General features: G+C 68.9%; 16 protein-coding genes. 9 read left to right on the forward strand and 7 right to left on the reverse strand.

Features of this window, described 5'->3' with window-relative positions; translation table 11 throughout:
* Positions 1-14: 14 nt before the first annotated feature.
* Positions 15-2912, reverse strand: a complete 2898-nt coding sequence (locus tag ACQQ2N_RS16135; protein ID WP_440222596.1) for a ligand-binding sensor domain-containing diguanylate cyclase — start codon at positions 2910-2912, stop codon at positions 15-17.
* A 140-nt stretch (positions 2913-3052) separates the two neighbouring features.
* On the opposite strand from ACQQ2N_RS16135, the gene ACQQ2N_RS16140 reads away from it, so the two are divergent.
* Together ACQQ2N_RS16140 and ACQQ2N_RS16145 are read left to right on the forward strand one after the other, a co-directional pair.
* A complete protein-coding gene (locus tag ACQQ2N_RS16140; protein WP_440222597.1) occupies positions 3053-3985 on the forward strand; it encodes a M14 family metallopeptidase in 933 nt (310 codons plus the stop codon).
* A 186-nt stretch (positions 3986-4171) separates the two neighbouring features.
* Positions 4172-5155, forward strand: coding sequence for a DUF1028 domain-containing protein (locus ACQQ2N_RS16145; RefSeq protein WP_440222598.1), 984 nt, complete (start codon positions 4172-4174; stop codon positions 5153-5155).
* Positions 5156-5164: 9 nt separating this feature from the next.
* On the opposite strand, the gene ACQQ2N_RS16150 is transcribed toward ACQQ2N_RS16145, so the two are convergent.
* Positions 5165-6682 (reverse strand): M20/M25/M40 family metallo-hydrolase, encoded by a 1518-nt coding sequence (locus ACQQ2N_RS16150; protein ID WP_440222599.1) that lies wholly within the window; start codon positions 6680-6682, stop codon positions 5165-5167.
* 175 nt (positions 6683-6857) lie between these two features.
* Here ACQQ2N_RS16150 and pip point away from each other — a divergent pair, with 175 nt between their 5' ends.
* From pip to ACQQ2N_RS16165, 3 genes are all read left to right on the forward strand, one after another.
* Positions 6858-7811, forward strand: a complete 954-nt coding sequence (pip, locus tag ACQQ2N_RS16155) for a prolyl aminopeptidase (protein WP_440222600.1) — start codon at positions 6858-6860, stop codon at positions 7809-7811.
* 192 nt (positions 7812-8003) lie between these two features.
* Positions 8004-9950, forward strand: coding sequence for a reprolysin-like metallopeptidase (locus tag ACQQ2N_RS16160; protein WP_440222601.1), 1947 nt, complete (start codon positions 8004-8006; stop codon positions 9948-9950).
* A gap of 70 nt (positions 9951-10020) precedes the next feature.
* Complete coding sequence (locus tag ACQQ2N_RS16165) at positions 10021-10938, forward strand: GNAT family N-acetyltransferase (RefSeq protein ID WP_440222602.1); 918 nt, start codon at positions 10021-10023, stop codon at positions 10936-10938.
* A 190-nt stretch (positions 10939-11128) separates the two neighbouring features.
* On the opposite strand, the gene ACQQ2N_RS16170 is transcribed toward ACQQ2N_RS16165, so the two are convergent.
* Positions 11129-11983, reverse strand: coding sequence for a class I SAM-dependent methyltransferase (locus ACQQ2N_RS16170; RefSeq protein ID WP_440222603.1), 855 nt, complete (start codon positions 11981-11983; stop codon positions 11129-11131).
* A gap of 117 nt (positions 11984-12100) precedes the next feature.
* On the opposite strand from ACQQ2N_RS16170, the gene ACQQ2N_RS16175 reads away from it, so the two are divergent.
* Positions 12101-13936, forward strand: coding sequence for an ABC transporter ATP-binding protein (locus tag ACQQ2N_RS16175; protein WP_440222604.1), 1836 nt, complete (start codon positions 12101-12103; stop codon positions 13934-13936).
* A 148-nt stretch (positions 13937-14084) separates the two neighbouring features.
* The gene (locus ACQQ2N_RS16180) at positions 14085-14993 is read left to right on the forward strand and encodes a dienelactone hydrolase family protein (RefSeq protein ID WP_440222605.1); all 909 of its coding nucleotides are present in this window, start codon (positions 14085-14087) and stop codon (positions 14991-14993) included.
* A 130-nt stretch (positions 14994-15123) separates the two neighbouring features.
* On the opposite strand, the gene ACQQ2N_RS16185 is transcribed toward ACQQ2N_RS16180, so the two are convergent.
* Entirely contained in the window at positions 15124-18726 is a 3603-nt protein-coding gene (locus ACQQ2N_RS16185; RefSeq protein ID WP_440222606.1) for a S8 family serine peptidase, read from the reverse strand.
* A 262-nt stretch (positions 18727-18988) separates the two neighbouring features.
* On the opposite strand from ACQQ2N_RS16185, the gene ACQQ2N_RS16190 reads away from it, so the two are divergent.
* Positions 18989-20020: an aldo/keto reductase gene (locus tag ACQQ2N_RS16190; protein ID WP_440222607.1), complete on the forward strand. Its 1032-nt coding sequence runs from the start codon at positions 18989-18991 to the stop codon at positions 20018-20020.
* A gap of 165 nt (positions 20021-20185) precedes the next feature.
* Here the strand turns inward: ACQQ2N_RS16190 and ACQQ2N_RS16195 are convergent, their stop codons facing one another.
* On the reverse strand, positions 20186-20647 hold the full coding sequence (locus ACQQ2N_RS16195) for a DUF4410 domain-containing protein (protein ID WP_440222608.1): 462 nt from the start codon (positions 20645-20647) through the stop codon (positions 20186-20188).
* A gap of 294 nt (positions 20648-20941) precedes the next feature.
* Between ACQQ2N_RS16195 and ACQQ2N_RS16200 the strand changes: the two genes are divergently transcribed.
* Positions 20942-21469: a hypothetical protein gene (locus ACQQ2N_RS16200; RefSeq protein WP_440222609.1), complete on the forward strand. Its 528-nt coding sequence runs from the start codon at positions 20942-20944 to the stop codon at positions 21467-21469.
* Positions 21470-22038: 569 nt separating this feature from the next.
* Here the strand turns inward: ACQQ2N_RS16200 and ACQQ2N_RS16205 are convergent.
* Together ACQQ2N_RS16205 and ppsA are read right to left on the reverse strand one after the other, a co-directional pair.
* Positions 22039-22548 (reverse strand): hypothetical protein, encoded by a 510-nt coding sequence (locus ACQQ2N_RS16205; protein WP_440222610.1) that lies wholly within the window; start codon positions 22546-22548, stop codon positions 22039-22041.
* 219 nt (positions 22549-22767) lie between these two features.
* Positions 22768-25140, reverse strand: a complete 2373-nt coding sequence (ppsA, locus tag ACQQ2N_RS16210) for a phosphoenolpyruvate synthase (RefSeq protein WP_440222611.1) — start codon at positions 25138-25140, stop codon at positions 22768-22770.
* Positions 25141-25279: the final 139 nt, after the last annotated feature.

Raw genomic sequence — 25279 nt, forward strand, 5'->3', positions numbered from 1 at the left:
CGCGCGTGACGGCTTCAGTGCGCGGACACCACGCGGTTGCGACCCTCGGCCTTGGCGCGGTACAGCGCCTCGTCGGCGCGCTGCAGCAGCGTGTCGGGTGACGCGGCGCCATCGGGCACGATGCTCGCGGCGCCGATGCTGACGGTCACGTGCATGGCGACGCTCGATGCGTCGTGCCCGATCCCGAGCGATCGCACGGCGGCGAGGATCACGTTGGCCATGCGGGTGGCCTCGACGCCGTCGCAGCGCGCCAGCATCACCGCGAACTCCTCGCCGCCGTAACGAGCGGCGAGATCGTCCTCGCCGCGCAGCGAGGACGACAGGGCTCCGGCGACGGTGGTCAACGCGGCATCTCCGGCGAGGTGACCGTAGGTATCGTTGTAGGCCTTGAACGCATCGATGTCGCAGAGGAGGACGGCGAGTGGCTCGTCTCGCCCGGCGTGTTCGCGCCAGGCTTCCGCGAGCCTGCGGTCGAAGGCGCCGCGGTTGGCGATACGCGTGAGCCCGTCGAGCGAGGCGAGGCGCTGCAGCTCGGCGTTGGCCTCGCGCAGGGCTTCGGTGCGCTGCGCGACTTCGCGCGTGAGTTCGCGCTCGCGCTCGCGCAGTCGCCATACGCGCACGCGATGCAGTGCGGCGAGCACGCCGGCCGCGCACAGGATCGCCGCGATGCGGAACCACCATGTCTCGTACCAGCCCGGTGCGATCGCGAAAGGCACGCGCACGCCCTCGGTGTTCCATACGCCGTCGTTGTTGCTGGCGATCGCCCGGAAGACGTAGTCGCCGGGTGGAAGGTTCGTGTACGCCGCGACGCGGCTCGTGCCGGCGTCGATCCAGTCGCGGTCGAAGCCTTCGATGCGGTAGCGGTAACGTACCGCCGCCGGCGCGACGTAGCTCATCGCCGCGTAGTGCCACTCGATGCGCTCGGGGTGCGGGCCGAGTCGCGCCGGCGCCCGTGGTGCGACGTCCTTGCCGTCGACCACGAGGCGCTCGACGTCGACCGGGGGAGGCAGCGTGTTCACGAGCAGGTGCGCGGGGTCGACGATCACGACGCCGTTGGCGGTACCGAACCACAGCCGACCGTCGCGCGTGCGCGCGGCGGGTGTCTGCGAGGCACCGTTGGCCTGCGAGGACAGCATGCCGTCGGACTTGCCGTACCACACCGGTTCGAGCCGTTCGATCCCGCCCCGCGCGAGCTCCGCGAGCGCTGCACGCTCCACACGGGCGATGCCACGGTTGGAGCTGATCCAGAAATGGCCTTCGCCGTCGTCGAGGATCGCGAACGCCGCATCGCCGTAGAAGCCCGCGCGTTGCGTGAACACGTCGACGCGTTCGCCGGTCACGCGCATCGGGCCGAGGCTCGTGCCGAGCCACAGCGTACCGTCGTTGCCGGGATGGAACGCGAACACGCTCATGCCGGGGAGGCCGTCGGTGCCGCAGGCGTCGACGGCACCGTCACGCAGGCAGCGCAGGCCGCTGCGCAGGCCGATCCAGAGGCGGCCATCGGGTGCTTCGTGGAGTGCGCGCGTGTCGTCCCCGGCGGTGCCCGCGACGACCTCCACCTTGTCGCCGGTGATGCGGGCGACGCCTTGCAGCGTGCCGACCCACATGCCGCCGTCGCGGCTGCGTGCGAACGCGAACACGATCGTGCCGGGCATGCCCTGGCGCAACCCGAACCCGGTCGCGGAGCCGTCACGCGCGATGCGTGTGACGCCCTCGGTTCCGCCGATCCACAGGTTGCCGCGGTCGTCGGTGTCGATCGCGCGGATCAGCTGGCTCGGCAGTTTCGCGTTGACGTCGTCCGCGGGCACGAGGATCTGACCTTCGTAGCGTGCCAGTCCGGCGCCGTCGGTGCCGACCCAGAGCGTGCCTTCGCGATCCTCGTGCACGGCGCGCACGGCATTCGAGGCCATCGCGCCGGTGGCGGTGACGAGCTTCGAGTCGCTGAAGCGGTGCACGCCGCTCGAGGTCGTGCCCATCCAGAGGTTGCCTTCGCGATCCTCGAACATCGAGCGCACGGTCTCGCCGCCCATGCCCGACAGCGTGTCGTCGCAGTCGAAGCGGGCCGCGGTGAGACGGCAGATGCCGACGCCGAGCGGGGCGAACCAGAGGTTGCCGTCACGGTCGCCGAACAGCGAATAGATGCGCTTGTCGTCGAGCGTGGCGAGCCTCGGCTCGCGCTCGAAGCGGCCGCCGCGATGGCGAGCGGGGCCGGCCTGGGTACCCGCCCAGACGACGCCGTCGCGATCGATGGCGAGGCTGTAGACCGCGTTGGTCGGCAGTCCGCGCGACGCATCGAGGATCTCGACACGGCCGTCGGACCAGTGCACCACGCCGAGGCCGTCAGCCGCGATCCACACGCCACCGGCCGCATCGGCCACGATCGCACGATAGAAACCGCGCGGCGGGAAGCCGCTCTCCGTGCCGAGCAGGCGCATGCCGGCGTCGTCCTTGCGGACCACGCCGGCATTCGTGGTCATCCACAATGCACCGGAGCGGTCCTGCACGATGCCGAACACGCTCTCCGCGCCTTCCGGGAGTGCGACCGCCTGCAGGTCGCGCCCGTCGGCACGATAGAGGCCGCCGTTGAGCGTGCCTACCCACAGCGTGCCGTCGCGGTCGGTCCCCACGGCGGTGATCGCCGAGCTGCGCAATGCGGGCGCGATGCGCTGGTCGATGCTGTCGAAACCCGCGCCGCTGTGATGCACGAGGCCACCGTAGGTGGCCAGCCACATCGAGCCGTTGCGATGCTGCGCGATCGACAGCACGGTGCCCTGCGGCAGCTGGTTCTCGTACCACACATGCACGAGCTGCCCGATCGCGCGGTCCGGATCGAGCGCGAGCGCGGGCAGGCTGGCGAGCCAGCCGCATGCGACAACGATGAGCGAGCGCCAGGCTCCTGCATGACGATCCACGTGTTTCCGACCCGTCGTCCCCACGACCCGCCAGATGATCGAGCGATCCTAGCAGCCACGATCGCCCGCGCGCAGCGTGCCGAAGGTCCTTGCGCGCCGGGTGCTAGAGTGTGCGGCTCGGAACCCGAGGACAGCCCGCCATGAGCACGCCACCGAATCCGTATCCGATCGGCACGCCCGGCATACCCTGGGGCGACGCCGAGAAGCGCGAGTGGCGCTCGCGCCAGGTCCGCCGCCGAAGCCATGCCGACGATGTCGTCGCGGCGATCGAGCCGTTGCGCGCGCACTGGGACGTCGTCGACTACGGACGCGTCGAGTACGCTCCCGACGCGTACCCGCTGCTCGCCCTGCGCAGCCGCGACTGGCGCGACGACCTTCCGTGCGTGCTCGTCACGGGTGGCGTCCACGGTTACGAGACCAGCGGCGTGCATGGTGCACTCCAGTTCGCGGCGCATGCCGCGTCCGACTACGCAGGACGCGTGAACCTGCTCGTCGTGCCGTGCGTGAGTCCGTGGGCGTACGAGCGCATCCATCGCTGGAACGCCGACGCGATCGACCCGAACCGGTCGTTCCGCGAGCCGAGTCCCGCCGCGGAGTCGGCGGCGCTCATGCGCCTCGTCGCGCCGCTGCGCGGCCGCTTCCTGGTTCATGTGGACCTGCACGAGACGACCGACACCGACGAGACCGAATTCCGTCCCGCACTCGCCGCGCGCGACGGCAAGGACCACGAGCCCGACGTGATCCCGGACGGTTTCTACCTCGTCGACGACAGCGCCAATCCGCGGCGCGACTTCCAGAACGCGATCATCGCCGCCGTCGCGAATGTCACGCACATCGCACCCGCCGACCCGGACGGCAACATCATCGGTTCGCCCGTGGTCGCCCATGGCGTGATCGAGTACCCGCTCGAACGCCTCGGCCTGTGCGCGGGGATCACCGGGGCCACGTACACGACCACGACCGAGGTCTATCCCGACAGCCCGATGGCCACGCCCGAGCAGTGCAACGCGGCGCAGGTCGCCGCGGTGCGTGCCGCGATCGACTACGCGCTCGCGGTGCCTCGACCGGGCTGAGGGTCCGTCTCGTACGCGTCTCTCCTTGGCAGGAGGGACAGCGTGGGCCACGCACACCCGGGGATCGCCGGCATGTCGCGGAGCGACGTGTGCGTCGACGTCGAAGCGCGCGTCGCGAGCCCTGCATGCAACCTTTCGCGCGCGATGCGCATCGAACGGCGTCTCGCACTCGATCGGGCGCTTCGCATGCCGCGACTTCTTCCTGCCATCCTGCGTCGCGTCCCGATGTTCGCATGCGCGTTCGCCGCCCTCGCCACCACGCCGGCGATGGCGACGTATTCGATCATCGCGTGTGACGACGACGGTGCCTGCGGCGTCGCGGTGGCGACGCACAACCTCGCGGTCGGCGCGAGCGTGCCGTACGCGAAGGCGCGTGTCGGTGCACTCGCCGTGCAGTTCGAGACCGATCCCGTCTACGGGACGAAGGGGCTCACCCTGCTCGCCGAAGGCGTCGCGCCGGCGGCCGCGCTGGCGGCGTTGCTCGCCGCGGATCGCAGCCTCGACGGCACCGGCATCGGCGAGCGCCAGGTCGGCATCGTCGATGCGCGTGGCGCTTCGGCGATCCACACAGGGGGCGTTGCGAAGCGATCGACCTGGGCCGGTGGCGTCGAGGGCAGGGGATTCGCCGTGCAGGGCAACGGCCTCGCCGGAGCACGCGTCGTCGAGGCGATGGCCGAGCGCTATCGCGGCGCGCGCGGTGCGTTCGGCGAACGCCTCCTCGCGGCGCTCGAAGCCGGGCACGCTGCAGGCGGACAGACCATCGGCGCGATGTCGGCCGCCCTGCTCGTGCGTACGCCCGAGGGTGACTGGCAGGACATCGACCTGCGCGTCGACGGCTCGACGCGTCCGCTGCAGGACCTGCGTCGCCTGCTCGACCAGCGCACGGGTTTCGACCTCATGCTGCGTGCCGAACGCGAGCAGCGTGCGGGACGCGGTGCCGACGCGAAGGCCTCGCGCGACGCGGCACTCGCGCGTGCCCACGACTGGGATCGCCTCTGGCGCCGCGCCGCGCGACTGTCGATGGGTCTCGGCGACAGCGACGCCGTGCTGCGCAGCCTCGCGCGCTTCCATGCGATCAATCCCGGCTGGGCCGAGGTCGAGATGCAGGACGTCGTCTACGATGCCCTGCGTGACGATGCGCGCTTCATCGCACTGCGTTCCAGGCAGTGACTTTCGATCTCATCGGTTCTTCGCGAGCGCGTACAGGTAATCGACGAACGACATCACCGCGTCGTCGTAGCCTGCGATCTGCGGATTCGTCGAGGTGATCAGGTAGTACTCGTCCGGCGCGTGCGCACCGCTGCCGTGGCCGAGGCCGAAGTGGCCCGCGGCGAGGTTCAGCGGCGGACCCGTGAACACGAAGCCCGGGTAGGAGCCTGCGCCGCGCGGCCAGATCGTCGGCGCGAGTCCGCCGCGCTCGTACGTGGCGAGCTGGGCCTGGATCAGCCGCGTGTCGAGGCGCGTGCTGGTCGAATCGTAGCCACCGGTCACGTCGACGGCGATGTCGCCGTAGCCGCGTGCCTGCAGGTGTTTGCGCAGCGCGGCCACCGCAGCGTCCTTCGACATGCCGGGCACGAGGCGCAGGTCGAGCTTGGCCACCGCGCGATGCGGCAGCACGGTCTTGCCGCCGGGCCCCGTGTAGCCGCCGACGAGGCCTTCGATGTTGACGGTGGGCTGCGAGACGAAGCGTTCGAGCGCGGCCTGCCATGTCGCGTCGCCGATCCAGCGCTGGATGCCGAACTGCTTCTTGAAGGTCGCCTCGTCGAGCGCGTGCATGCCCTTGGCGACCATCTCGCGCTCGGCGGCGCTGATCGGCGGCGGCACCGGATAGCCGTCGATCGTGATCGTGTTGCCGTCGTCGCCGACCAGCGTGTCGAGCGCCTTGACAAGATGCCAGGCCGGGCTGTCGACCATCGCCTTGAGCGAGGAGTGCACGTCGCGCGCGGGTCCGCGGCCCCAGGCTTCGCCGCTCGCGACGAGCTCGAGCTCGACGACGCCCTTCGCGCCGAGGCTTACGGTGACCGCGCCGTTCGCGGCCTGCGACGCCGACGGCATGAACACGCCGATCGTGCGCGCGAGCGCGGCGCGCACCTCCGGTTCGAGCGCGAGTTTCGTGATGTTCGGCGAGCCGATCTCCTCCTCGCCTTCGGCGACGAGCACGAGGTTCACCGGCACGCGTTTGCCGGCACCGCGGATCGCATGCAGCGCGGCGAGCATCGCCGCCTGCGGCCCCTTCTGGTTCACCGCGCCGCGGCCCATCATGACCGTGCCGAGGCCGGGCTTGTCGACGAGCCGCCCCTCGAGCGGTGGCGAGCTCCATTCGGCGGCGTCGTACTGTTTCACGTCGTACATGAAGTACAGGCCGACCGTCGTCTTCGCGCCCGCGTCGAGCGTGGCGAACACGCCGGGCTGACCGCCGGTCTCGACGATGCGCACCTTCTGGAAGCCCGCGTCGCGCGCGAGCGCGGCCATGTGCTCGGCGCCTTCGCGCATGCGCAGGTTCTCGGCCGCGATGGCCGGCTTCGCGATCCATTCGCGCAGGCGCGTCACGGCTTCGTCGTGGCGTGTGGCGACTTCGCGTCGTATCGCGGCGTGGTCGGAATCCTTCGCGCGCGCGTCGCCATGGGCCGACGCAGCGGTGGCCACGAGCGAGACGAACAGCAGGGAAAGGGCGGGGCGTTGTGGAATGGCACGCATGTCGAACATCCTGTCGAGGCCGATGCGGCGGTGTGCCGAGTCTAGTCTCCACGCGGCGGCGCGTTGTCGCCCCGGTCACACGAACGCGACGACGGCACCACGCCTGCGGCATGGGACCTTGCCCGCGGCGCGCGCATGCGCGAACGTGAGGCTCCTCTCTTCGCGATGCACACCCATGCGTACCCTCTACCCGCCGATCACGCCGTACGCGAACGAGCGCCTCGCCATCGATGCGCGCCATGTCCTGCACATCGAGCAGTGCGGAAATCCGGACGGCATTCCGGTCGTGTTCCTGCACGGCGGTCCGGGCGGCGGCTGCGTCGACCGCCACCGCCAGTTCTTCGATCCGCAGCGCTGGCGCATCGTGTTGTTCGACCAGCGCGGCGCCGGTCGTTCGACGCCGCTCGCCGACGTCGTCGACAACACCACGTCGCATCTCGTCGCCGACATCGAGGCGATCCGCGAACACCTCGGCATCGAGCGCTGGGCGGTGTTCGGCGGTTCGTGGGGTTCCACGCTCGCGCTCGCCTATGCGCAGGCGCACGCCTCGGTCGTGACGGGGCTCGTCGTGCGCGGGATCTTCCTCGGCCGTCGCGAGGAGCTCGACTGGTTCAACGAGTGCGGCGGCGGTGGCGCGATGGTGTTTCCCGAGCGCTTCGCACGCTACATCGGCCACATCCCGCTTGCCGAGCGCGATGCGATGGTCGAGGCCTACTGGCGTCGCCTCGACAGCGACGATGCGGTCGTTCGCGAAGCCGCGGCGCGCGCGTGGGCGGTCTGGGAGGACGCGTGCTCGACGCTCGAGCACGATGCCGTCCACGATCCCGAACCCGATCCGATCGACCAGACGCTCGCCGTCGCGCGCATCGAGGCGCACTACTTCCGCCACGACGTGTTCCTCGAACAAGGTCAGCTGCTGCGCGACATCGACCGCATCCGGCACATACCGGGCACGATCGTCCAGGGCCGCTACGACATGTTGTGCCCGCCGAAGGCCGCCTGGGATCTCGCCCAGGCCTGGCCCGAGGCCGCGTTCGAGGTGGTCCTCGCCGGCCACAGTGCCTTCGATCCGGCCATCACCGACGCGCTCGTGCGTGCCACGGACGCGCTGGCGCAACGACTGGCCTGATCGGTCCCGCGAACCGTCGGCGCTGCCGAGGTTCCCGGTGGCCTCGGCGCGAGCGGTTCGACGTGGACATGCACGAATCCGGCACGGAGGGCACGCGCACATCGGCGTGGCCCGGCGCGCCTATACTGCGCCGATCGCCACGCGTGCCCACCGACACGTGACGGTATCCACCCGGGAAACGGAGGTTTCGCGATGACGGGCAAGGCATGGAAGGCCGGAGTCGTCCTGTTCTGCATGGCGTCCGGCGTGATGGCGCAGCAGGAGGTCTGGAATGACGCGACGGTCGACCGGCACGTCGACGCCACCACCTCGCGCACGTTGCAGGTCGACGAGGGCATGCTTGCCGCGCGGGTCGAGGAGAGCCTGCGCGAAGGCGTTCCGTTCGCGTTGCCGCATCCCGAGGGCGGTTTCATCGAGGTCGTGCTCGAGGATTCGGGCGTCATGCCGCCCGAGCTCGCGGCACGGTTTCCTCAGATCCGCAGCCTGCGCGGCCGCGATGCGCGTGGCGCCGAGGTGCGTATCGACCTCTCTCCACGCGGATTCAGTGCACTCGTGTTCGATCGCGCCGGCCGCTGGATCGTGCAGCCTGTGCAGGCATCGCCATCCGGGACGTACACGAGCGTCTCGTACGCGGATCTCGACCCTCCCGACGGTGCCTCGCGCACGTGCAAGGTCGATGCGCCGGTCCACGAGGATGTGCCGCAGGTGCTCGCCTCGTACGGTGCGCAACGCCGCACGTACCGGCTCGCGGTGGCGGCGACGGGCGAGTTCACGCAGTTCCACGGCGGCACCGTCGCCGCGACCATGGCGGCTATCACGGAGGCGGTCAACCGCGTCAACGGCATCTACGAGCGCGAGCTCAACATCCGCCTGCAGCTCGTCGCCAACACGTCATCGCTGATCTACACCAACGCGACGACGGACCCGTACACGAACAACAGCGGCGTCACGATGCTCGCCCAGAACCAGAGCACCATCGATTCGGTCATCGGCAGCGCCAACTACGACGTCGGCCATGTATTCGGCCTCGGCAGCGGCGGTGTCTCGGGAACCGGTGTCGTCTGCATGTCGGCGACCAAGGCGCGCGGCGTCAGCGGGCCGACCAGTCCGATCGGCGACCCGTTCCACGTGGACTTCTTCGCCCACGAGCTGGGCCACCAGTTCGGTGCCCAGCACACGTTCAATTCGTCGCTCGGCGACTGCTTCGGAAGCCGCGTCGCGGCGTCGGCGTACGAGCCTGGCAGCGGCTCGACGATCATGGGCTTCGCGGGGATCTGCGGTGCCGACAACCTGCAGGCGAACGCCGATGCCTACTTCCATGCGCGCAGCCTGGCGTCGATCGCCGACTACACGACGACGGGCAGCGGGGCGTCCTGCGCCATCGTGGCCGAGAACCCGAATGCCGCGCCCGTGATCGACGCCGTGCCGGCGGCGAGCGCGATTCCCGCGCGCACGCCGTTCATGCTGTCGGGCTCCGCATCCTCGTCGGCGGGTGCGTTGCTCTCGTACGCATGGGAGCAGGTCGATCTCGGTCCCGCAGCGTCGCTCGCGGCCGGCGACAACGGCAGCAGTCCGCTGTTCCGGTCGTGGATGCCCGAATCTAACGGCACGCGCGTGTTTCCACGCCTGTCGAGCATCCTGGCGGGCACCGCGACGCCCGGCGAGACCTTGCCGACGACGACGCGCACGCTGCGTTTCCGCTTCGTCGTGCGCGACGGACGTCCCGGCAACGCGCGTGTCACGACCACCGACACCGGTGGTGCGGTGCCCGATGTCGCCCTCAGCGTGGTCGGTACTGCAGGGCCTTTCGCGGTCACGGCGCCCGTCGCGTCGGCGGCATGGAGCTCGGGCACCGTGCAGCGCGTCGCCTGGAACGTCGCCGGCACGCAGGCCGCTCCGATCAGCTGCCCCACGGTCACGCTCGCACTGTCGGCCGATGGTGGCACGACGTTCGCGCACGTCCTCGGTGACGTGCCCAACAACGGCCTCGCGGCCGTGCTCGTTCCGCGTCTGGCTTCGACGCAGGCGCGTGTGCGTGCCTGGTGCTCGAACAACGTGTTCTTCAACATCTCGCCGGGGAATTTCACGATCGCGGTCGATCCCGATCGCATCTTCCGCTTCGGATTCGAGGTGCCGTAGCGGGGGCATTCGTTCCGGCGTGTGCCGGTCCTCGCTTGCGCGCCGTCCATTGCCTGACTAAAGTCAGGTAATGGAACGTGTCGCGATCGAGCTTGTCAGGCGCTTCAACCGCACCGTCACCGCGCATGTCGGTGCACTCGATGCGGACTATCTCGGTCGCGGGCGTCCCCTGGCCGAGTCACGCGTGCTCTACGAGATCGGCCGCGAGGGAATCGACGTGCGCGAGCTGCGCATACGTCTCGGTGTCGACTCGGGCTACCTGAGCCGCCTGCTGCGCGCGCTCGAGACGCAGGGTTTCGTCGCGATGCAGTCCTCGCACCAGGATGCACGCGTACGGCGCGCCGCGCTGACGCGCCAGGGACGGCGCGAATTCGACGAGCTCGACCGACGTTCGGATGCCGCAGCCTCGCGTCTGCTCGAGGCCCTTGCACCGTCGCAACGCGAGCGCCTCGTCGCCGCAATGGCGGACGTGGAGCGCCTGCTGCGCGCCGTCGCGGTCACGATCGATGTGGCCGATCCACGTGATGCGTCGTCACGCGCCTGCATCGACGCCTACCTCGCCGAACTCGCCGTGCGCTTCGACGGCGGTTTCGACCCGGCCCGCAGCGTGTCGGCCGATCCTGACGAACTCGTCCTGCCTGCCGGCGTGTTCCTCGTCGCGAACCTCGCAGGCGCGGCGGTCGGCTGCGGCGGCCTCAAGGTGCTCGCGCCCGGCGTCGGCGAACTCAAGCGCATGTGGGTCGCGCCGTCGGCACGCGGCCTCGGTATCGCACGTCGCATGATCGCGGCGCTCGAGAAGCGGGCCGCCGCGATGGGACTCGATACGCTGCGCCTCGACACCAACCGCACCCTCGTCGAGGCGCGCGCGCTCTATCTCGATGCGGGCTACGTCGAGATTCCGGCCTACAACGACAATCCGTATGCCGACCACTGGTTCGAGAAGCGGATCGCAGGCCCGCCACGCAGGCGTCGATCCCGCACGCGATGATCCGCCGCTTACGCGCGTGATGCCCGATGATCAAGCTGCCCGATGCCACTGGCCCACGCATCGAACGGCAGGCCATGCATGGGCGTCGCCGCGATCACGGCGTTGCTCGCACGGGGCGTCGGCGTGTTCGTGCCTCGCAGAGCCTGCGCGACGTGCGTGACGGGGTCACATCATGCGCACGCGGCGTGTTTCAGCGCGCGCGCTTCACCGCGAGCACGCCGTCGAGTGCGCGCTCGGCCTTGAAGCCGGCACGCTCGAGTCGACGCATGACTTCGGCAGGCACGTCGCGTCCGCTGGTCAGGCGGTTCGGCGTGCCCGTGTAGTGGAACAGGCGGCCGCCGCGGCGCAGTACGCGCGCGAGCTCGTCGTAGAACGCCTGCGCGTAGAGCTCGCCGGCGATGCCGAAGCGCGGCGGGTCGTGCAGGATCGCGTCGAACGACGCATCGCCGAGGCCGCTGATCGCGACGGCGACGTCGGCATGCTCGAGGTGCAGGCGACCGCGAGCACCCGCGTCGTCGGGATCGGGCGACCACGGATTGAGCGTGCGCAGCCACAGCACCTCGTCGCTCTTCTCGAACGAGCGGATGCGCGCGGCGCCGGCTTCGAGGCAGGCCGCGGCGAAGTAGCCGAGGCCGCCGCAGGTATCGAGCACCTCGCGGCCACGTGGCTGCACGAGCGCGACCTTGGTGCGTGCGTCCTCGAAAGGCGAGACCTGCGCGGTCGGCAGCATCTTGATGCCGTCGATCTCGAACGTCGGCGCACCCCACGGCGTCGCGACGAGCTTGTAGAGTGCGCGACCGAAACGTGCGGCGACGACGAAGTCCTCGCCGTCCCACCAGTGGATGCTGCGTTCCTTGAGCGCGCCCGGGTACGGATAGGCGATGCCGTCCAGTGACCACGCATCGGCCGTGAGCGCCGCGTCGGCACGCGTGCGGCCGAGGTCGAACGAGCCGTTCCAGCTCGCCACGCCAGCCGCACGCGCGGCCTCGAGCGCCTCGGCGACATGGTGCGTCAGCAGGGGGCCTGGGTGGCGCGCCACGGTCATGCTCGCGGTTCGGAAGGGCGCGCATCGTAACGCACGGACGCGCGCCGCGATGTCGCGCCTTGGCGTTCGACGGGGCGACGGTGGGATAATCGCGGGCTGCCGTATCGGTTGACGCCCATGTTCCGCTGGTTCGAATCGCTCATCGACGTGTTCCCGCCGACGGAACGCGCGATGCCGCCGCGCTCGCTGTGGCGCTTCTACGTGCACTACCTCGCACCGATCCGGCTGCTGCTGGCCGGCACGGTGGTGGCCGGCCTGCTGCTCGCGCTGGTCGAGGTCGCGATGTTCAGCTACCTCGCGCGCATCGTCGATCTCGTCAGCGAGAAGCCCGACGCCGACTTCTTCCGGCGCCATGCCGACGTGCTGCTGTGGATGGCCGGCATCACGCTGATCGCGCGGCCGCTGCTCGTGCTGCTGCACAACCTGTTCGTGAACCAGGCGATCGTGCCGGGCCTGAGCAACCGCACGCGCTGGCTCACGCACAGCTACGTGGTGCGGCAGAGCCTGTCGTTCTTCCAGAACGACTTCGCCGGACGCATCGCCAACCGCGTCATGCAGACCGGCACCTCGCTGCGCGAATCGGCCGTGCACATGGTCGATGCGATCTGGTACATCCTCGTCTACACGGGCAGCGCGCTGTGGCTGTTCGCGCAGGCCGATCCGTGGCTCATGCTGCCGCTCGCGATCTGGCTGGTCGGCTACGTCGGCCTCATGGCGTACTTCGTGCCGCGCATGAAGGAGAAGGCCTGGGCTGCCTCGGATGCGCGCTCTGCCGCGATGGGTCGCATCGTCGACGGCTATACCAACATCTCGACGCTCAAGCTGTTCTCGCACGGCGGGCGCGAGCAGGCCTACGTGCGCGACGCGATCGAGGAACTGGTCGTCAAGCACCAGGGCCAGACGCGGGTGACCACCGCGATGGACACCGCGATCGCGTTCCTCAACGGTTTCCTGATCGTCGGCACCTGCGGGCTCGCGCTGTGGCTGTGGAGCCGTGGCGAGGTGACGGTCGGCGCGATCACGCTCGCGACCGGCCTCGTCATCCGCATCCACAACATGTCCGGCTGGATCATGTGGACCGTCAACGGCATCTTCGAGGACATCGGCACCGTCGAGGACGGCATCGAGTCGATCGCGCAGCCGGCTTCCGTGCAGGATCGCGACGACGCGAAGCCGCTGGTCGTGACGCACGGCGACGTGCGCTTCGAGGGCATCCACTTCCATTACGGCAAGCGCGGCGGCGTCATCGAGGGTCTCGACCTGCACGTGCGCGCAGGCGAGAAGATCGGCCTCGTCGGTCCGTCCGGCGCGGGCAAGTCGACCCTCGTCAACGTGTTGCTGCGGCTCTACGACCTCGAGGCCGGGCGCATCCTTGTCGATGGCCAAGATATCGCGCTCGCCACGCAGGAAAGCCTGCGCGGGCAGATCGGCGTGGTCACGCAGGACACCTCGCTGCTGCACCGTTCGATCCGCGAGAACCTGTTGTACGGGCGTCCCGACGCGACCGAGGAGCAGCTCCACGCCGCCGTGCGCAAGGCGCGCGCGGACACGTTCATCGAGAACCTCGTCGACGGCGAAGGCCGTCGCGGCTACGACGCCCATGTCGGCGAGCGCGGCGTGAAACTCTCGGGGGGCCAGCGCCAGCGCATCGCGATCGCGCGCGTGCTGCTCAAGGACGCCCCGGTCCTCGTGCTCGACGAGGCGACCTCGGCGCTCGATTCCGAGGTCGAGGCGGCGATCCAGGAAAGCCTCGACGAGCTCATGGCCGGCAAGACCGTCATCGCGATCGCGCATCGCCTCTCGACGATCGCGCGCATGGACCGCCTCGTCGGCATGGAGCGTGGCGCGATCGTCGAGAGCGGCTCGCACGCCGAGCTCGTCGCGCAGGGCGGCCTCTACGCGCGCCTGTGGGCACGCCAGACCGGTGGCTTCGTCGCGGCCGACGAGGGCTGACACGCTCCACAACGTGGGGTCAGGTTCATTTTTCCCGTACGGTGCTTCGTTTCCGAGGTGCAATTGCAAGGAAAAATGAACCTGACCCCAGGCTTCGAGGCGGCGCTATGCTCGGCCTCCCATCGACACGTTCCGCGGAGGCATGCCCATGACCGACACCCCACGCCGCACGGCCAAGGACTTCGATCCCGAGGTCATGCGCCTGTTCGACCAGTACGTGCATGGCGCGATCGATCGCCGCGGTTTCCTCGCCGGTGCGGCGCGCTTCGCGATCGGTGGCACGACGGCGGCGGCGCTGCTCGCCGCGCTGAGCCCGCAGTTCGCCGCGGCACAGAAGATCAAGCCCGACGACGCGCGACTCGTCACGCGCACGCTCGCGTTCGATTCGCCGAAGGGCAATGGCAAGGCCAGCGGTTACCTTGCGCGTCCGGCCGATGCGAAAGGGCCGTTGCCGACCGTGCTCGTCGTGCACGAGAACCGCGGCCTCAATCCGCACATCGAGGATGTCACGCGGCGCATCGCGCTCGAGGGCTATCTCGCGTTCGCACCCGACGCCCTGTTCACGCTCGGCGGTTACCCCGGCAACGAGGACGATGCGCGCACGCTGTTCGGCAAGCTCGATCAGCCCAAGACGCGTGAGGACTTCGTCGCCGCGGCGGCGCTGCTGAAAGGCATCGAGGGTGGCAACGGCAAGGTCGGCGTGGTCGGCTTCTGCTACGGCGGTGCGATCGCGAACCTGCTCGCGACGCGGATTCCAGATCTCGCTGCGGCGGTGCCGTTCTACGGCGTCGCACCCGCGCTCGAGGACGTGCCCGCGATCAAGGCTGAACTGCTCGTCGTGCTCGCGGCCGAGGACGAGCGCGTCAACGCGACATGGCCGCCGTACAAGGAGGCGCTCGAGAAGGCTGGCGTGAAGCATGCGCTGTACCAGCCGGCCGGCACGCAGCACGGCTTCAACAACGACACCACGCCGCGTTACGACGAAGCGGCTGCGGCCGAGGCGTGGAAGCGCATGCTCGCGGTGTTTGCGCGCACGCTGCGCAGCGCATCGGCCTGACCGGGAGCGACGGCCGGCCCATCGCGCGTCGAGCGCGGCCTTTGAAACCTGCCAGAAACGAAAAGGCCCGCATGTGCGGGCCTTTTCGCGTCAACGACCGGTCCCGTCGGGGGGCGACGGGACCGCCTGATCACGGTGTCGACGCTTCGAAGCCGTCCGCGAAGATCAGGTCCTGCGTCGGCGCGGCCGTGCAGGTCTGCACGCTGACGTCGTCGAGGTAGAACCCGTCGGGCATCCGGCCAACCGACCCGTCGGTGCCGAGTCGCCAGCGGAAGCGCACGGTCTGGCCCGCGTAGCTCGCGAGATCGACGACGTAGCGCGTCCAGTCCTGCGGATCGCCGCACCAGGCCTGCAGGCCCGTGATCGGGTTGTTCGTGCCGATCGGGCCCTGGTACGGACCGACCAGCAGCTGCGAGGCCGGCACCTGCGTCCACGTCGTTCCGTCGTTGCTGCTGACCTCGAGCAGGACGCCGTCGTAGCAGCCACCGGTGCGGTCCTCGAGGGTCTGGTGGTTCCAGAACAGCAGGTTCATCGGCAGCTGGCCCGAGGGCAGGGCGATCGCCGGCGAGACGAGGCGCTGGTCGGAACGCACGATGACGTCCTGGCCCAGGAAGGCCTTCGTGCCGCTGTGCGTGCGCGTACCGCTGATCGCCCACAGCGCGGACCCTTCACCTGCTGTGCTCGTCCAGCCCGAGTTGTCGTTTTCGAAGTCGGTCGTGTAGACCGCGTTCGGTGTCGTGCCGAGCGGGCAGTCGCCGGGCAGGGGCAGCGTCGTGAACGTGTACGTCGCGCTCGACATCGTCTCGCCGCAGCTGTTCGCGGCCCTGACGCGCCAGTAGTACCGCAGCGAGCTCGACAGCGCCGTACCCACCGTGTGCGTGGTGGTCGAGCTCGTGCCCGTGTAGACGATGTTCGCGAACGCGGCGTCGGTGGCGATCTCGACGGTGTACTGCGCTGCCTGCGTCGCCGCAGCCCACGACAACACCGGGCTCAGCGCGACGCTGCCCGCGCCGTCGGCCGGAGCCGTCAGCGTGAAGGTCGCCGGATTGGCGTTGAACACCGTCACGCCGACGTCGCGCGCCTTCGTCTCGGTGCCGGCGGTGCCGGTGATCGTGACCGTGTGCGTGCCGGCCGCCGCCGCGGCGAGATTGCCGAGCGTGAACGTGCTGCTGCCGGGCAGGCCGACGGGATTCGTGCTGAACGCCGTCGTCGTGCCGGCGGGCTGGCCAACGGCCGACAGGGTCACCGGCGTCGTGAAGCCGAGGATCGAGCCGAACTGCATCGCGTACTGGACGGACGGCGTCGTCGACGAACACACCGAGACGTTCGCGGGCGGCTCGACCTGCATCGTGAATGACGGCGTCTGCGCGCAGTTGTTGCAGACGAGGGCGAAGTCCTGGTCGGTCGTGTCGGCGTTGCCGGGCACGCCGTCGCCGGCGATGTTGAAGGCCTTGACGCGGATCGTGATCGAGTCGCCGGTGCCGGCGGGCAGGAACACGGCTTCGTAGTTGTTGCGCGTGTCGGGCGTGCCGCCGGTCGTGCTCCAGCGTCCCGTGAAGCGGTTGCCGAGATAGGTCGCACCGGCGACGTCCACTTCGAGATCGAGGTTGTTGACCTGCGGACTCGTGCCGACCGCGCCGGCGGCGTCGGTGTAGGCGAGCGTGATGCGCAGCGGCCTGGACGGATCCGCGACCGCACCCTGGAACGTGTAGACCTCGCCGCTCTGTCCGAACACGCGGGTCTGGTCGAGCACGAACTTGGGCGTCTCCGAGAACATGTCCTCGAGGTTGGGCATGCCGTAGCCCTGCACGTTGCTCGGCAACGTGTCGTTCGCGCTGACACCGGTGAGGTAGGTCGGGTGCGCGGTCATCCATGCCTTCATGAGCGCGGGCGAGGGCACGGCCGGCGAACCGCCGTCGAACGCGAGTGCGCCGCGGCCGTTGGCGATCCACCAGTAGGCCAGCGACGCCACACCGGATACTGCGGGTGTCGAGTGGCTGGTTCCCGACGATGCCGCGTACGTGAGGTTGCCGAGCGGGCGTGCCGCGTCGCAGGTCGAGTTGCCGGCGGTGGGGTTCGCGCGCGTTCCGGTGACATGCGTGCCCGGTGCGATCACCTCGGGCTTGACGCGCTGGCCCGGCGACGGGCCGCGCGAGGAGAAGCCGATCACGTCCATCGCGTTGTCGGCGCCGGTCGGTCCCGTGCCGCAGCCGTCGGTCCAGTTGCCGTTCTCGTCGACCGGGCGCTGGTTCTCCGAAGCACCGACCGTCAGCATGTTCTTGCCGTTGCCGGGCGTACCGACCGTGCCGGCGCTCGAGCCGCTGTTGCCGGCCGCGAAGATCGTGATGAGCTGCTGGTTGCCAGTGGTCTGCGCGTCGGCATCGCGCGTGCCGACGTCATAGGCCTGCGAGCTCGCGTTGTACTGCGAGGCGCAGCCGCTGCAGCCCCACGAGTTCGACGAGATGCGCGCGCCGGCGACGTAGCTCGCGCGGATCACGCCGATGTCCGATCCACCGCAGGTGCTCTGGTCGAAACTGCCGCTCGAATTGAAGATGCGCGTGCTGGCGATGCGTCCATAGGGATTCATGCCGAGGCCGCGCTGGTACTCGTTCGGGAAACGCGCGCCCGGCGTCGTCGCGTTCGCACGCAGGTCGTAGCCGAGCGCGATGTTCGCGTTGATGTGGCCGTGGCCGCCGACAACGCCGTTGAGCGCGGCGGAGCCGCAGGTCTGGTTGAACACGACACGCGAAGGGCTGCCCGCGACGCCGAGTTCGTGCAGGGTCGGATCGCCGGTTTCGGTCGTGCGGTTGCCGACCCCGTCGTCGGTGATGTCGACGACCGGATAGCTCGAGGCCGTGTTCGGGAAGCCGAGCGCGTCGAGCCAGGGCAGGTAGCCTTCGGCCTGCGGCCCGCTCTGGTTCGCATTGAAATAGCCTCGGATGATCTGGGCCTGCACCTCGTCGTTGAGCGAACGCGGATGCTCCTCGCCGATCCAGAACACGTCGGGGAACTCGATGATCCGGCGGACCTGGTCGAGCGTGGCCTCGTACACGGCATTCTCGTAGCCGAGTACCGGCGTCCAGGGCGATTTCGGATGGATGCCGAGCTCTTCGAGCCGCTTCCTGGTCGCCTCGGTGTCGGCGTGGCGCACGATCTGGATCAGCACCGGTACGCGCGTCGTTCCCGACTCGGCGCGCTGCAGTCGCTCGAACAGCGAGTCGCCGAGCTTCACGAACGACGGCAGCGGCTGGCTGAACTGCAGCACCGACTTCGCGTCCGCCATGCGGCCGAGCGCGTCGCGCGCGGCCGCATCGGCCCAGACGAGGTAGCCGTTGCTCTCGATGTAGTGGATGGGCATCGCACCCGTCGCGCTCACCTCATCGAGCCACTCGGGTTTGAGCGGGCCGACGAACTGCACGATCTGCAAGGTCTTGCCGATCGGCGCGACGAGCGTGAAGCCACGCGGCGCCTCGATCGTCGACTGCTGCGTGTCCAGGCGCAGGCGGTCGAACTGCAGCACGTCGGCTTCGGTCAACGCGTACGCACCCTGGACGCCGCGCGGCATCGCCGCGGGATGGCCGCGATAGAGCGAGTAGGAGCCGTAATCGGCGATCCGCTCGTAACCGGCGGGTGCCTGCACCCCCGCGGGGAGCACGATCTTTTCGATCTCGGCAGCGTGGGCGAACGACAACGAGGCCGCGACCGCCGCGGCCAGCAACGACATTCTGCGCATCAGCTTGAATCCCCGGGAGTGATCTGGAAGGCCCGCGGTCACGGGCCGCCATGCAACGCCCGGTGACGCTAGCATGCGTCCTGCGGGGCTCCAAGGCGCGCGTGGGAAGCCTTTGAAGCGTGTCACGCATCGCCGATGCCGGAGCGCGTCGGCGGCATGGCGTCGCACGTCCCTTGAGGCGATGCGAAGGCGTGACCACGTCGGCGCGAAGCGCCTCGCGGCGCTCTTGCACCCGCATTCACGTCACGACGAAGGATTTCCCATGGAACACAGGCAACTCGGCCGCTCCGGCCTCAAGGTCCCCGTCCTGAGCCTCGGCACCGGCACCTTCGGTGGCGTCGGCAACATGTTCAGCAAATGGGGCAGCACCGACGTCGCCGAGGCGACGCGCCTCGTCGACGTCTGCCTCGAGGCCGGTCTCAACTTCTTCGACACGGCCGACGTGTACTCGTCCGGTGCATCGGAGGAGATCCTCGGCCAGGCGATCAAGGGCCGCCGCGACGATGTGCTGATATCGACCAAGGGCAGCTTCACGACGGGCAAGGGACCGAACGACAAGGGCTCGTCGCGCTACCACATCGTCAAGGCGGTCGAGGCGAGCCTGCGCCGGCTCGGCACCGACCACATCGACCTGTACTTCCTGCACGGCTACGACGCGCTGACCCCGGCCGAGGAAGTGCTCGGCGCCCTCGACGACCTCGTGCGCGCGGGCAAGATCCTCTACATCGGCTGCTCGAACTTCTCGGGCTGGCACGTCATGAAGGCGCTCGCGACCTCCGAGCGCCATGGCCTCGCACGTTATGTCGCCTACCAGGGCTACTACTCGTTGATCGGCCGCGATTACGAGTGGGAGCTCATGCCGCTCGCGCTCGATCAGGGCTTCGGCACGATGGTGTGGAGTCCGCTCGGTTGGGGGCGCCTCACCGGACGCATCCGCCGTGGCGAGGCCGCGTCGAACGGGCGCATCGGCAGCGGTGGCGCGCAGGGCGGCCCGATCGTCGACGACGAGCATCTCTACACGGTGGTCGACGCGCTCGAAGCGGTTGCGAAGGACACCGGCAAGAGCGTGCCGCAGATCGCGCTCAACTGGCTGCTGCAGCGCCCGAGCGTCGCCAACATCGTGATCGGCGCGCGCAACGAGGAACAGCTCAGGCAGAACCTCGGTGCACTCGGCTGGACACTCGATCCCGCCCACGTCGCCGCGCTCGACGCCGCGAGCCAGCGTACGCCGATCTACCCGTACTGGCACCAGCGCGACTTCAACGAGCGCAATCCCAAGCCTACGGCGTGGTGAGGTCGGTGTGGCGCGCGACGTGGTGTCGCGCGTCACCTCAAAGGTGGGGGCAACCTCAAATCTGGGGTCAGGTTCATTTTTTCCCGAGTCGGCACGCGAACGCCTGTCGCATGCATGAAAAAATGAACCTGACCCCGTGTTGGACCCGTATCGGACCGCGCGTCGTCAGCGCTTCGTGCCGGTCACGAACGCCGCGATCTCCTCGGCATGGCCCTCGATGAGGCCGCCCGAGGTGCCCCAGGCCGTGCTGTTCTTCGAGTCGATGTCGATCTGGCCGAGCACGAGGCCCTTGTCGTCGGTCACGACGACCGTGCTCTCGATGCTGTCGCGGCCGGCCATGATGCCGACCATCGCGCGCGTCGCGCCGTGGCGCATGCGATACGTGCGCACGTCGATCTTGACCTGCTTGATGCCGGCACCTGCACCGGTGGCGAGCTTGCCGGCCGCGGTCAGCGAGGCATCGAGCTGCTTGCGGAAGATGCCGAGCGCCTCGTCGGTCATGCCGCCGGTGTTGACGATCTCGTAGGTGAAGCGGTCGTTCGAGGTCGAGGCGTAGCTCTGTCGAACCTGGCCCGAGGTGCCACAGGCGACGAGGGTGAGGGCGAGCAGGGCAGTGATCCATCTCATGCGGGTTCTCCGAAGGCGACAGTGGGGCCAGCCTAGGATGCCCGTGCACGTGCCGCCAGAGGGATCAGGGAAAACCCGCGTGGGCGTTCAGCACGCCGACGGATTCGCCGCAACCCGTGCGCTTCGGTGCATGACACGGGATCGTCGGACATGGTGAGATGGCACGCGGGGCCCGCCGTGCAACGCACGTAGCGCGTGCCTCGACAAGAAGCGCAGTGCCGATGGTACGACGAGCAGACAGGGAGGTTCGACGACATGATCCCGTTCAGACCTGCGCGATGCCTTCTGGTCGCCGTGTCGGCCAGCGTCCTTGCAGCGTGCAGCGGCGTGGGATCGAGGCCGGAGCGAGCGCACGGTCAACATTCGAGCGTCCAGGCGCACGAACTCGCCGCGCCTGCGGACGAGCGCTATCGGCATTCAGGCGATGTGACCTACACCAAGCCCATGCCGGCCGGCGAGAATCCGATGCCTGCGTATCCTGCAGAATTGCTGGCGCAGCGCCTTCCTCCACGCACGATCGCTGCAAGGCTCATTTTCGATGCGCAAGGCGAGGTCGCCGAGGTCCGCCCGCTCGCCGACGACGACTCACTCGAGACCGAAGCGTTCATGCGCAGCATCCGGACCGCTGCCGACTCGTGGCACTACACCACGCTCGTCGAGCGACGCCGCGTGACGGGAGCGGGCAGTGCGTTCGCCGCGATGGAAGTGGAGATCGTCGAGACGCCGATGCCGTTCCGACTCGATTTCGCGTTCACGTTCACGCAGTCGGACGGGCGTGGCACTGTCGAACTTGAGCTGTCCCCGGGCGAGGATGATAAGTAGTGAAGATTTGATCGTGATTGTTTACGAGCGATCCTCATGTGCTGTTGACATGAGATTGGATTTGCCGATAGAACGCACATGCCGACTGGGGCCATGTCTCCCGGTGTAGTGCCTGACTCAGCTCATGGCTGCAGGTGCCCGACGCATTCTGACCATCAGATGTCCGGGAACTCACCTCAACCATGGAGCCAGTATGGCCACTATCAGAAATGCCCGGGACGCTGCTTTCTCCACTCAGGACGGGCGTTGCTACTACTGCAATCTACCCATGTGGAGACTGTCGCCCGAAGAATTGGGTGTTGCGTCTTCCCGCTTTCGCTGTTTCTCGGTCTTGAGATGCAGTGCCGAGCATCTGCTTGCTCGCGTGGATGGTGGCGGCAACGCGCGTGCGAATATCGTTGCAGCATGTGTGGTCTGCAACTCCCGAAGGCACAAGCGCAAGAATCCCCCGGCTCCAACACAGCATCGCTTGAGGGTCATGCAAAGGATGGCCGCGGGTCGTTGGCATTCGCCCAGCCTAGTAGCGTTGATTGAATCCGGTGTCCGTCGCCTTGCGCAGCGCGCAAACGTCACTCCACCAGGTAAACCCGCGCGCTCGGCAGGTTCTCGTCGACCTGCAGGAACCAGCGGCCCGCGATCGAGGGGATCACGAGGATCTCGGGGTTCTCGCGCGGTGCCTTGAGCGTGACCTTGCCCTTGAGCACGACCCAGCGCTGGCCGTTGTCGAGCGTGAACACGGTGCCGGGTTCCCAGCCTGCGATCGTGCCCATAGCGCGCGCGGCGATCGGTTCGTCGTCGAGGCCGATGCGCGGGCCGGTGCCGCGGGCGGCGGGAGGCGGCGCGCCGGCCGGCAGCGTGGTGGCCGACGGGGAGGCGACGGCATTCGCGGTGACCGACGCATCGGCCTCGCCGCGCAGGATCGCGTCGAGCGCGGCGCGTTGTGCGGCGGTCAGCGAAGACAGGCCGGTTTCGTCCATCTGCTGCGGCGTCAGGCGCTGTTCGAGCGGCACGTAGGACGCGGCGTGCGCGATCGGCGCGCATGCGAACAGGCAGGCGAGGGCGAGCAGGACGTTGCGCATGGCGTCTCCGGGCGGCGTGGCGCACGGCGACGTCGCCGCGCGGACGCGCAGGCTGGCGTGCGCGTGTTGCATCGGCATGAAGATCGCGTGACGGAGCGATGACGATCCCGCGGCCGGGCCATTCACGGCGGGATGTGTGTCACGTGGTGCGGTCGCCTGCCTCTGCGACGCGAGGCAGGCGATGCGTCGCGCGGCACGATGCCGCGCGACGCCGGTTCGTCAGCCGGCCTTGTGCTTGGCGAGCTTGAGCCAGGTGTCGACGACCGTGTCGGGGTTGAGCGACACCGACTCGATGCCTTCGTCCATGAGCCATTCGGCGAGGTCCGGGTGGTCGCTGGGGCCCTGGCCGCAGATGCCGACGTACTTGCCCTTCTTCTTCGCGGTCTGGATCGCGAGCGAGAGCAGCTTCTTGACCGCCGGATCGCGCTCGTCGAACAGGTGGGCGACGATGCTGGAATCGCGGTCGAGGCCGAGCGTGAGCTGGGTGAGGTCGTTGGAGCCGATCGAGAAGCCGTCGAAGATGTCGAGGAACTCGTCGGCGAGCAGCGCGTTCGACGGCACCTCGCACATCATGATGATCTTGAGGTCGTCCTTGCCCTGCTCGAGGCCGTACTTCGCCAGGACCTCGACCACCTTGCGTCCCTCGGAGAGCGTGCGCACGAACGGGATCATGACCCACGCGTTGCGCAGGCCCATCGTCTCGCGCACCTTCTTCATCGCTCGGCATTCGAGCTCGAACGCGGGCTCGAAGCTCGGATCGACGTAACGGCTGGCGCCGCGGAAGCCGATCATCGGGTTCTCCTCGTGCGGCTCGTACTTGGTGCCGCCGATGAGGTTGGCGTATTCGTTGGACTTGAAGTCCGACAGGCGCACGATCACGGGCTGCGGCGCGAACGCCGCGGTGATCGTCGCGATGCCTTCGGCGAGGCGGTCGACGTAGAACGCGACGGGATCCGCGTAGCCGGCCATGCGCTCGTCGATGCGCTTCTTCGTCTCGGCATCCTGCTTGTCGTACTCGAGCAGCGCCTTCGGATGCACGCCGATGTGGCTGGCGATGATCATCTCCAGGCGCGCGAGGCCGACGCCCGCGTGCGGCAGCATCGCGAAATCGAACGCGCGCTCGGGGTTGGCCACGTTCATCATGACCTTGAGCGGGGCGGGCGGCATCGAGCCGAGGTCGGCGGTGATGCGCTCGAACTCGAGCTGGCCTTCGTAGACGAAGCCGGTGTCGCCCTCGGCACACGACACCGTCACGACGGTGCCGTCGGGGATCGACTCGAGGCCGTTGCCCGAACCGACGATCGCCGGCACGCCGAGCTCGCGCGCGATGATCGCGGCGTGGCAGGTGCGGCCGCCGCGGTTGGTGACGATCGCCGCGGCGCGCTTCATCACCGGCTCCCAGTCGGGATCGGTCATGTCGGCGACGAGCACGTCACCGGGTTGCACGCGGTCCATGTCCTTGATCGAGCGGATCACCTTCGCGACGCCGCTGCCGATCTTCTGGCCGACCGAGCGGCCCTCGACGAGCACGGGACCGCGCTGCTTGAGCTGGAAGCGCTCGATCTGGGTCGCCTTGGCGCGCGACTTCACGGTCTCCGGGCGCGCCTGCACGATGTAGAGCTTGCCGGTGGCGCCGTCCTTCGCCCACTCGATGTCCATCGGGCGGCCGTAATGCTTCTCGATGACGAGCGACTGGCGCGCGAGCTCGTGCACGTCGTCGTCGCTGATGCAGAACGTCGCGCGGTCGGCGGCCGGCGTCTCCTCGATGCGCACGCGCTCGCCGGGCTTGTCCGAATAGACCATGCGCTGCTGCTTGGCGCCGATCTGGCGGCGCAGGATCGCCGGCTTGCCGGCCTCGAGCGTCGGCTTGTAGACGTAGAACTCGTCCGGGTTGACCGCGCCCTGCACGACCATCTCGCCGAGGCCGAAGCTGCCGGTCACGAACACCGCGTCACGGAAGCCCGACTCGGTGTCGAGCGTGAAGAGCACGCCCGAGGCGCCGATGTCCGAGCGCACCATGAGCTGCACGCCGGCGGACAGGAACACGTCCTCGTGCTTGAAGCCGTGGTGCACGCGGTAGGCGATCGCGCGGTCGTTGTAGAGCGAGGCGAAGACTTCCTTGACCTTGTGGATCACGTCGTCGGCGCCGGTGACGTTGAGGAACGTCTCCTGCTGGCCCGCGAACGAGGCGTCGGGAAGATCCTCGGCGGTCGCCGAGGAGCGCACCGCGACGGCGACGTCGGTGCCGCCGGCCTTCGTGCACAGCTCCGCGTAGGCCGCGCGCACGGCCGCGTCGAACTCGGGGATGAGCGGCGTGTCGATGACCCACTGGCGGATCTCGGTGCCGGCCGCGGTCAGCGCGGCGACGTCCTCGACGTCGAGCGTGGCGAGGCGCTGCTGGATGCGCTCGGCGAGACCGCTCTGCGCGATGAACTGCTGGAAGGCGTGGGCCGTGGTCGCGAAACCGCCCGGCACCGAGACGCCGAGCTTGGCGAGGTTGCCGATCATCTCGCCGAGCGAGGAATTCTTGCCGCCGACCTTGCCGAGGTCGGACAAACGCAAGGCATCGAGCCACAGGACCAGTTCGCTCAAGACAGTCTCCGGAAGCGGGGTAGGCGGGCGCGGCGCGGGCTGCCGCGTCATCCACGGGATTTTCGGTGTTTGCGCCGTGGGGGGCAAGCGAAGCGTGGTCGCGGCTGCGGCTGCGCAGCATCGGTCCCGAGTGGTGTCG

Source organism: Dokdonella aquatica, assembly GCF_051987395.1.
Classification (GTDB): Bacteria; Pseudomonadota; Gammaproteobacteria; order Xanthomonadales; family Rhodanobacteraceae; genus Dokdonella.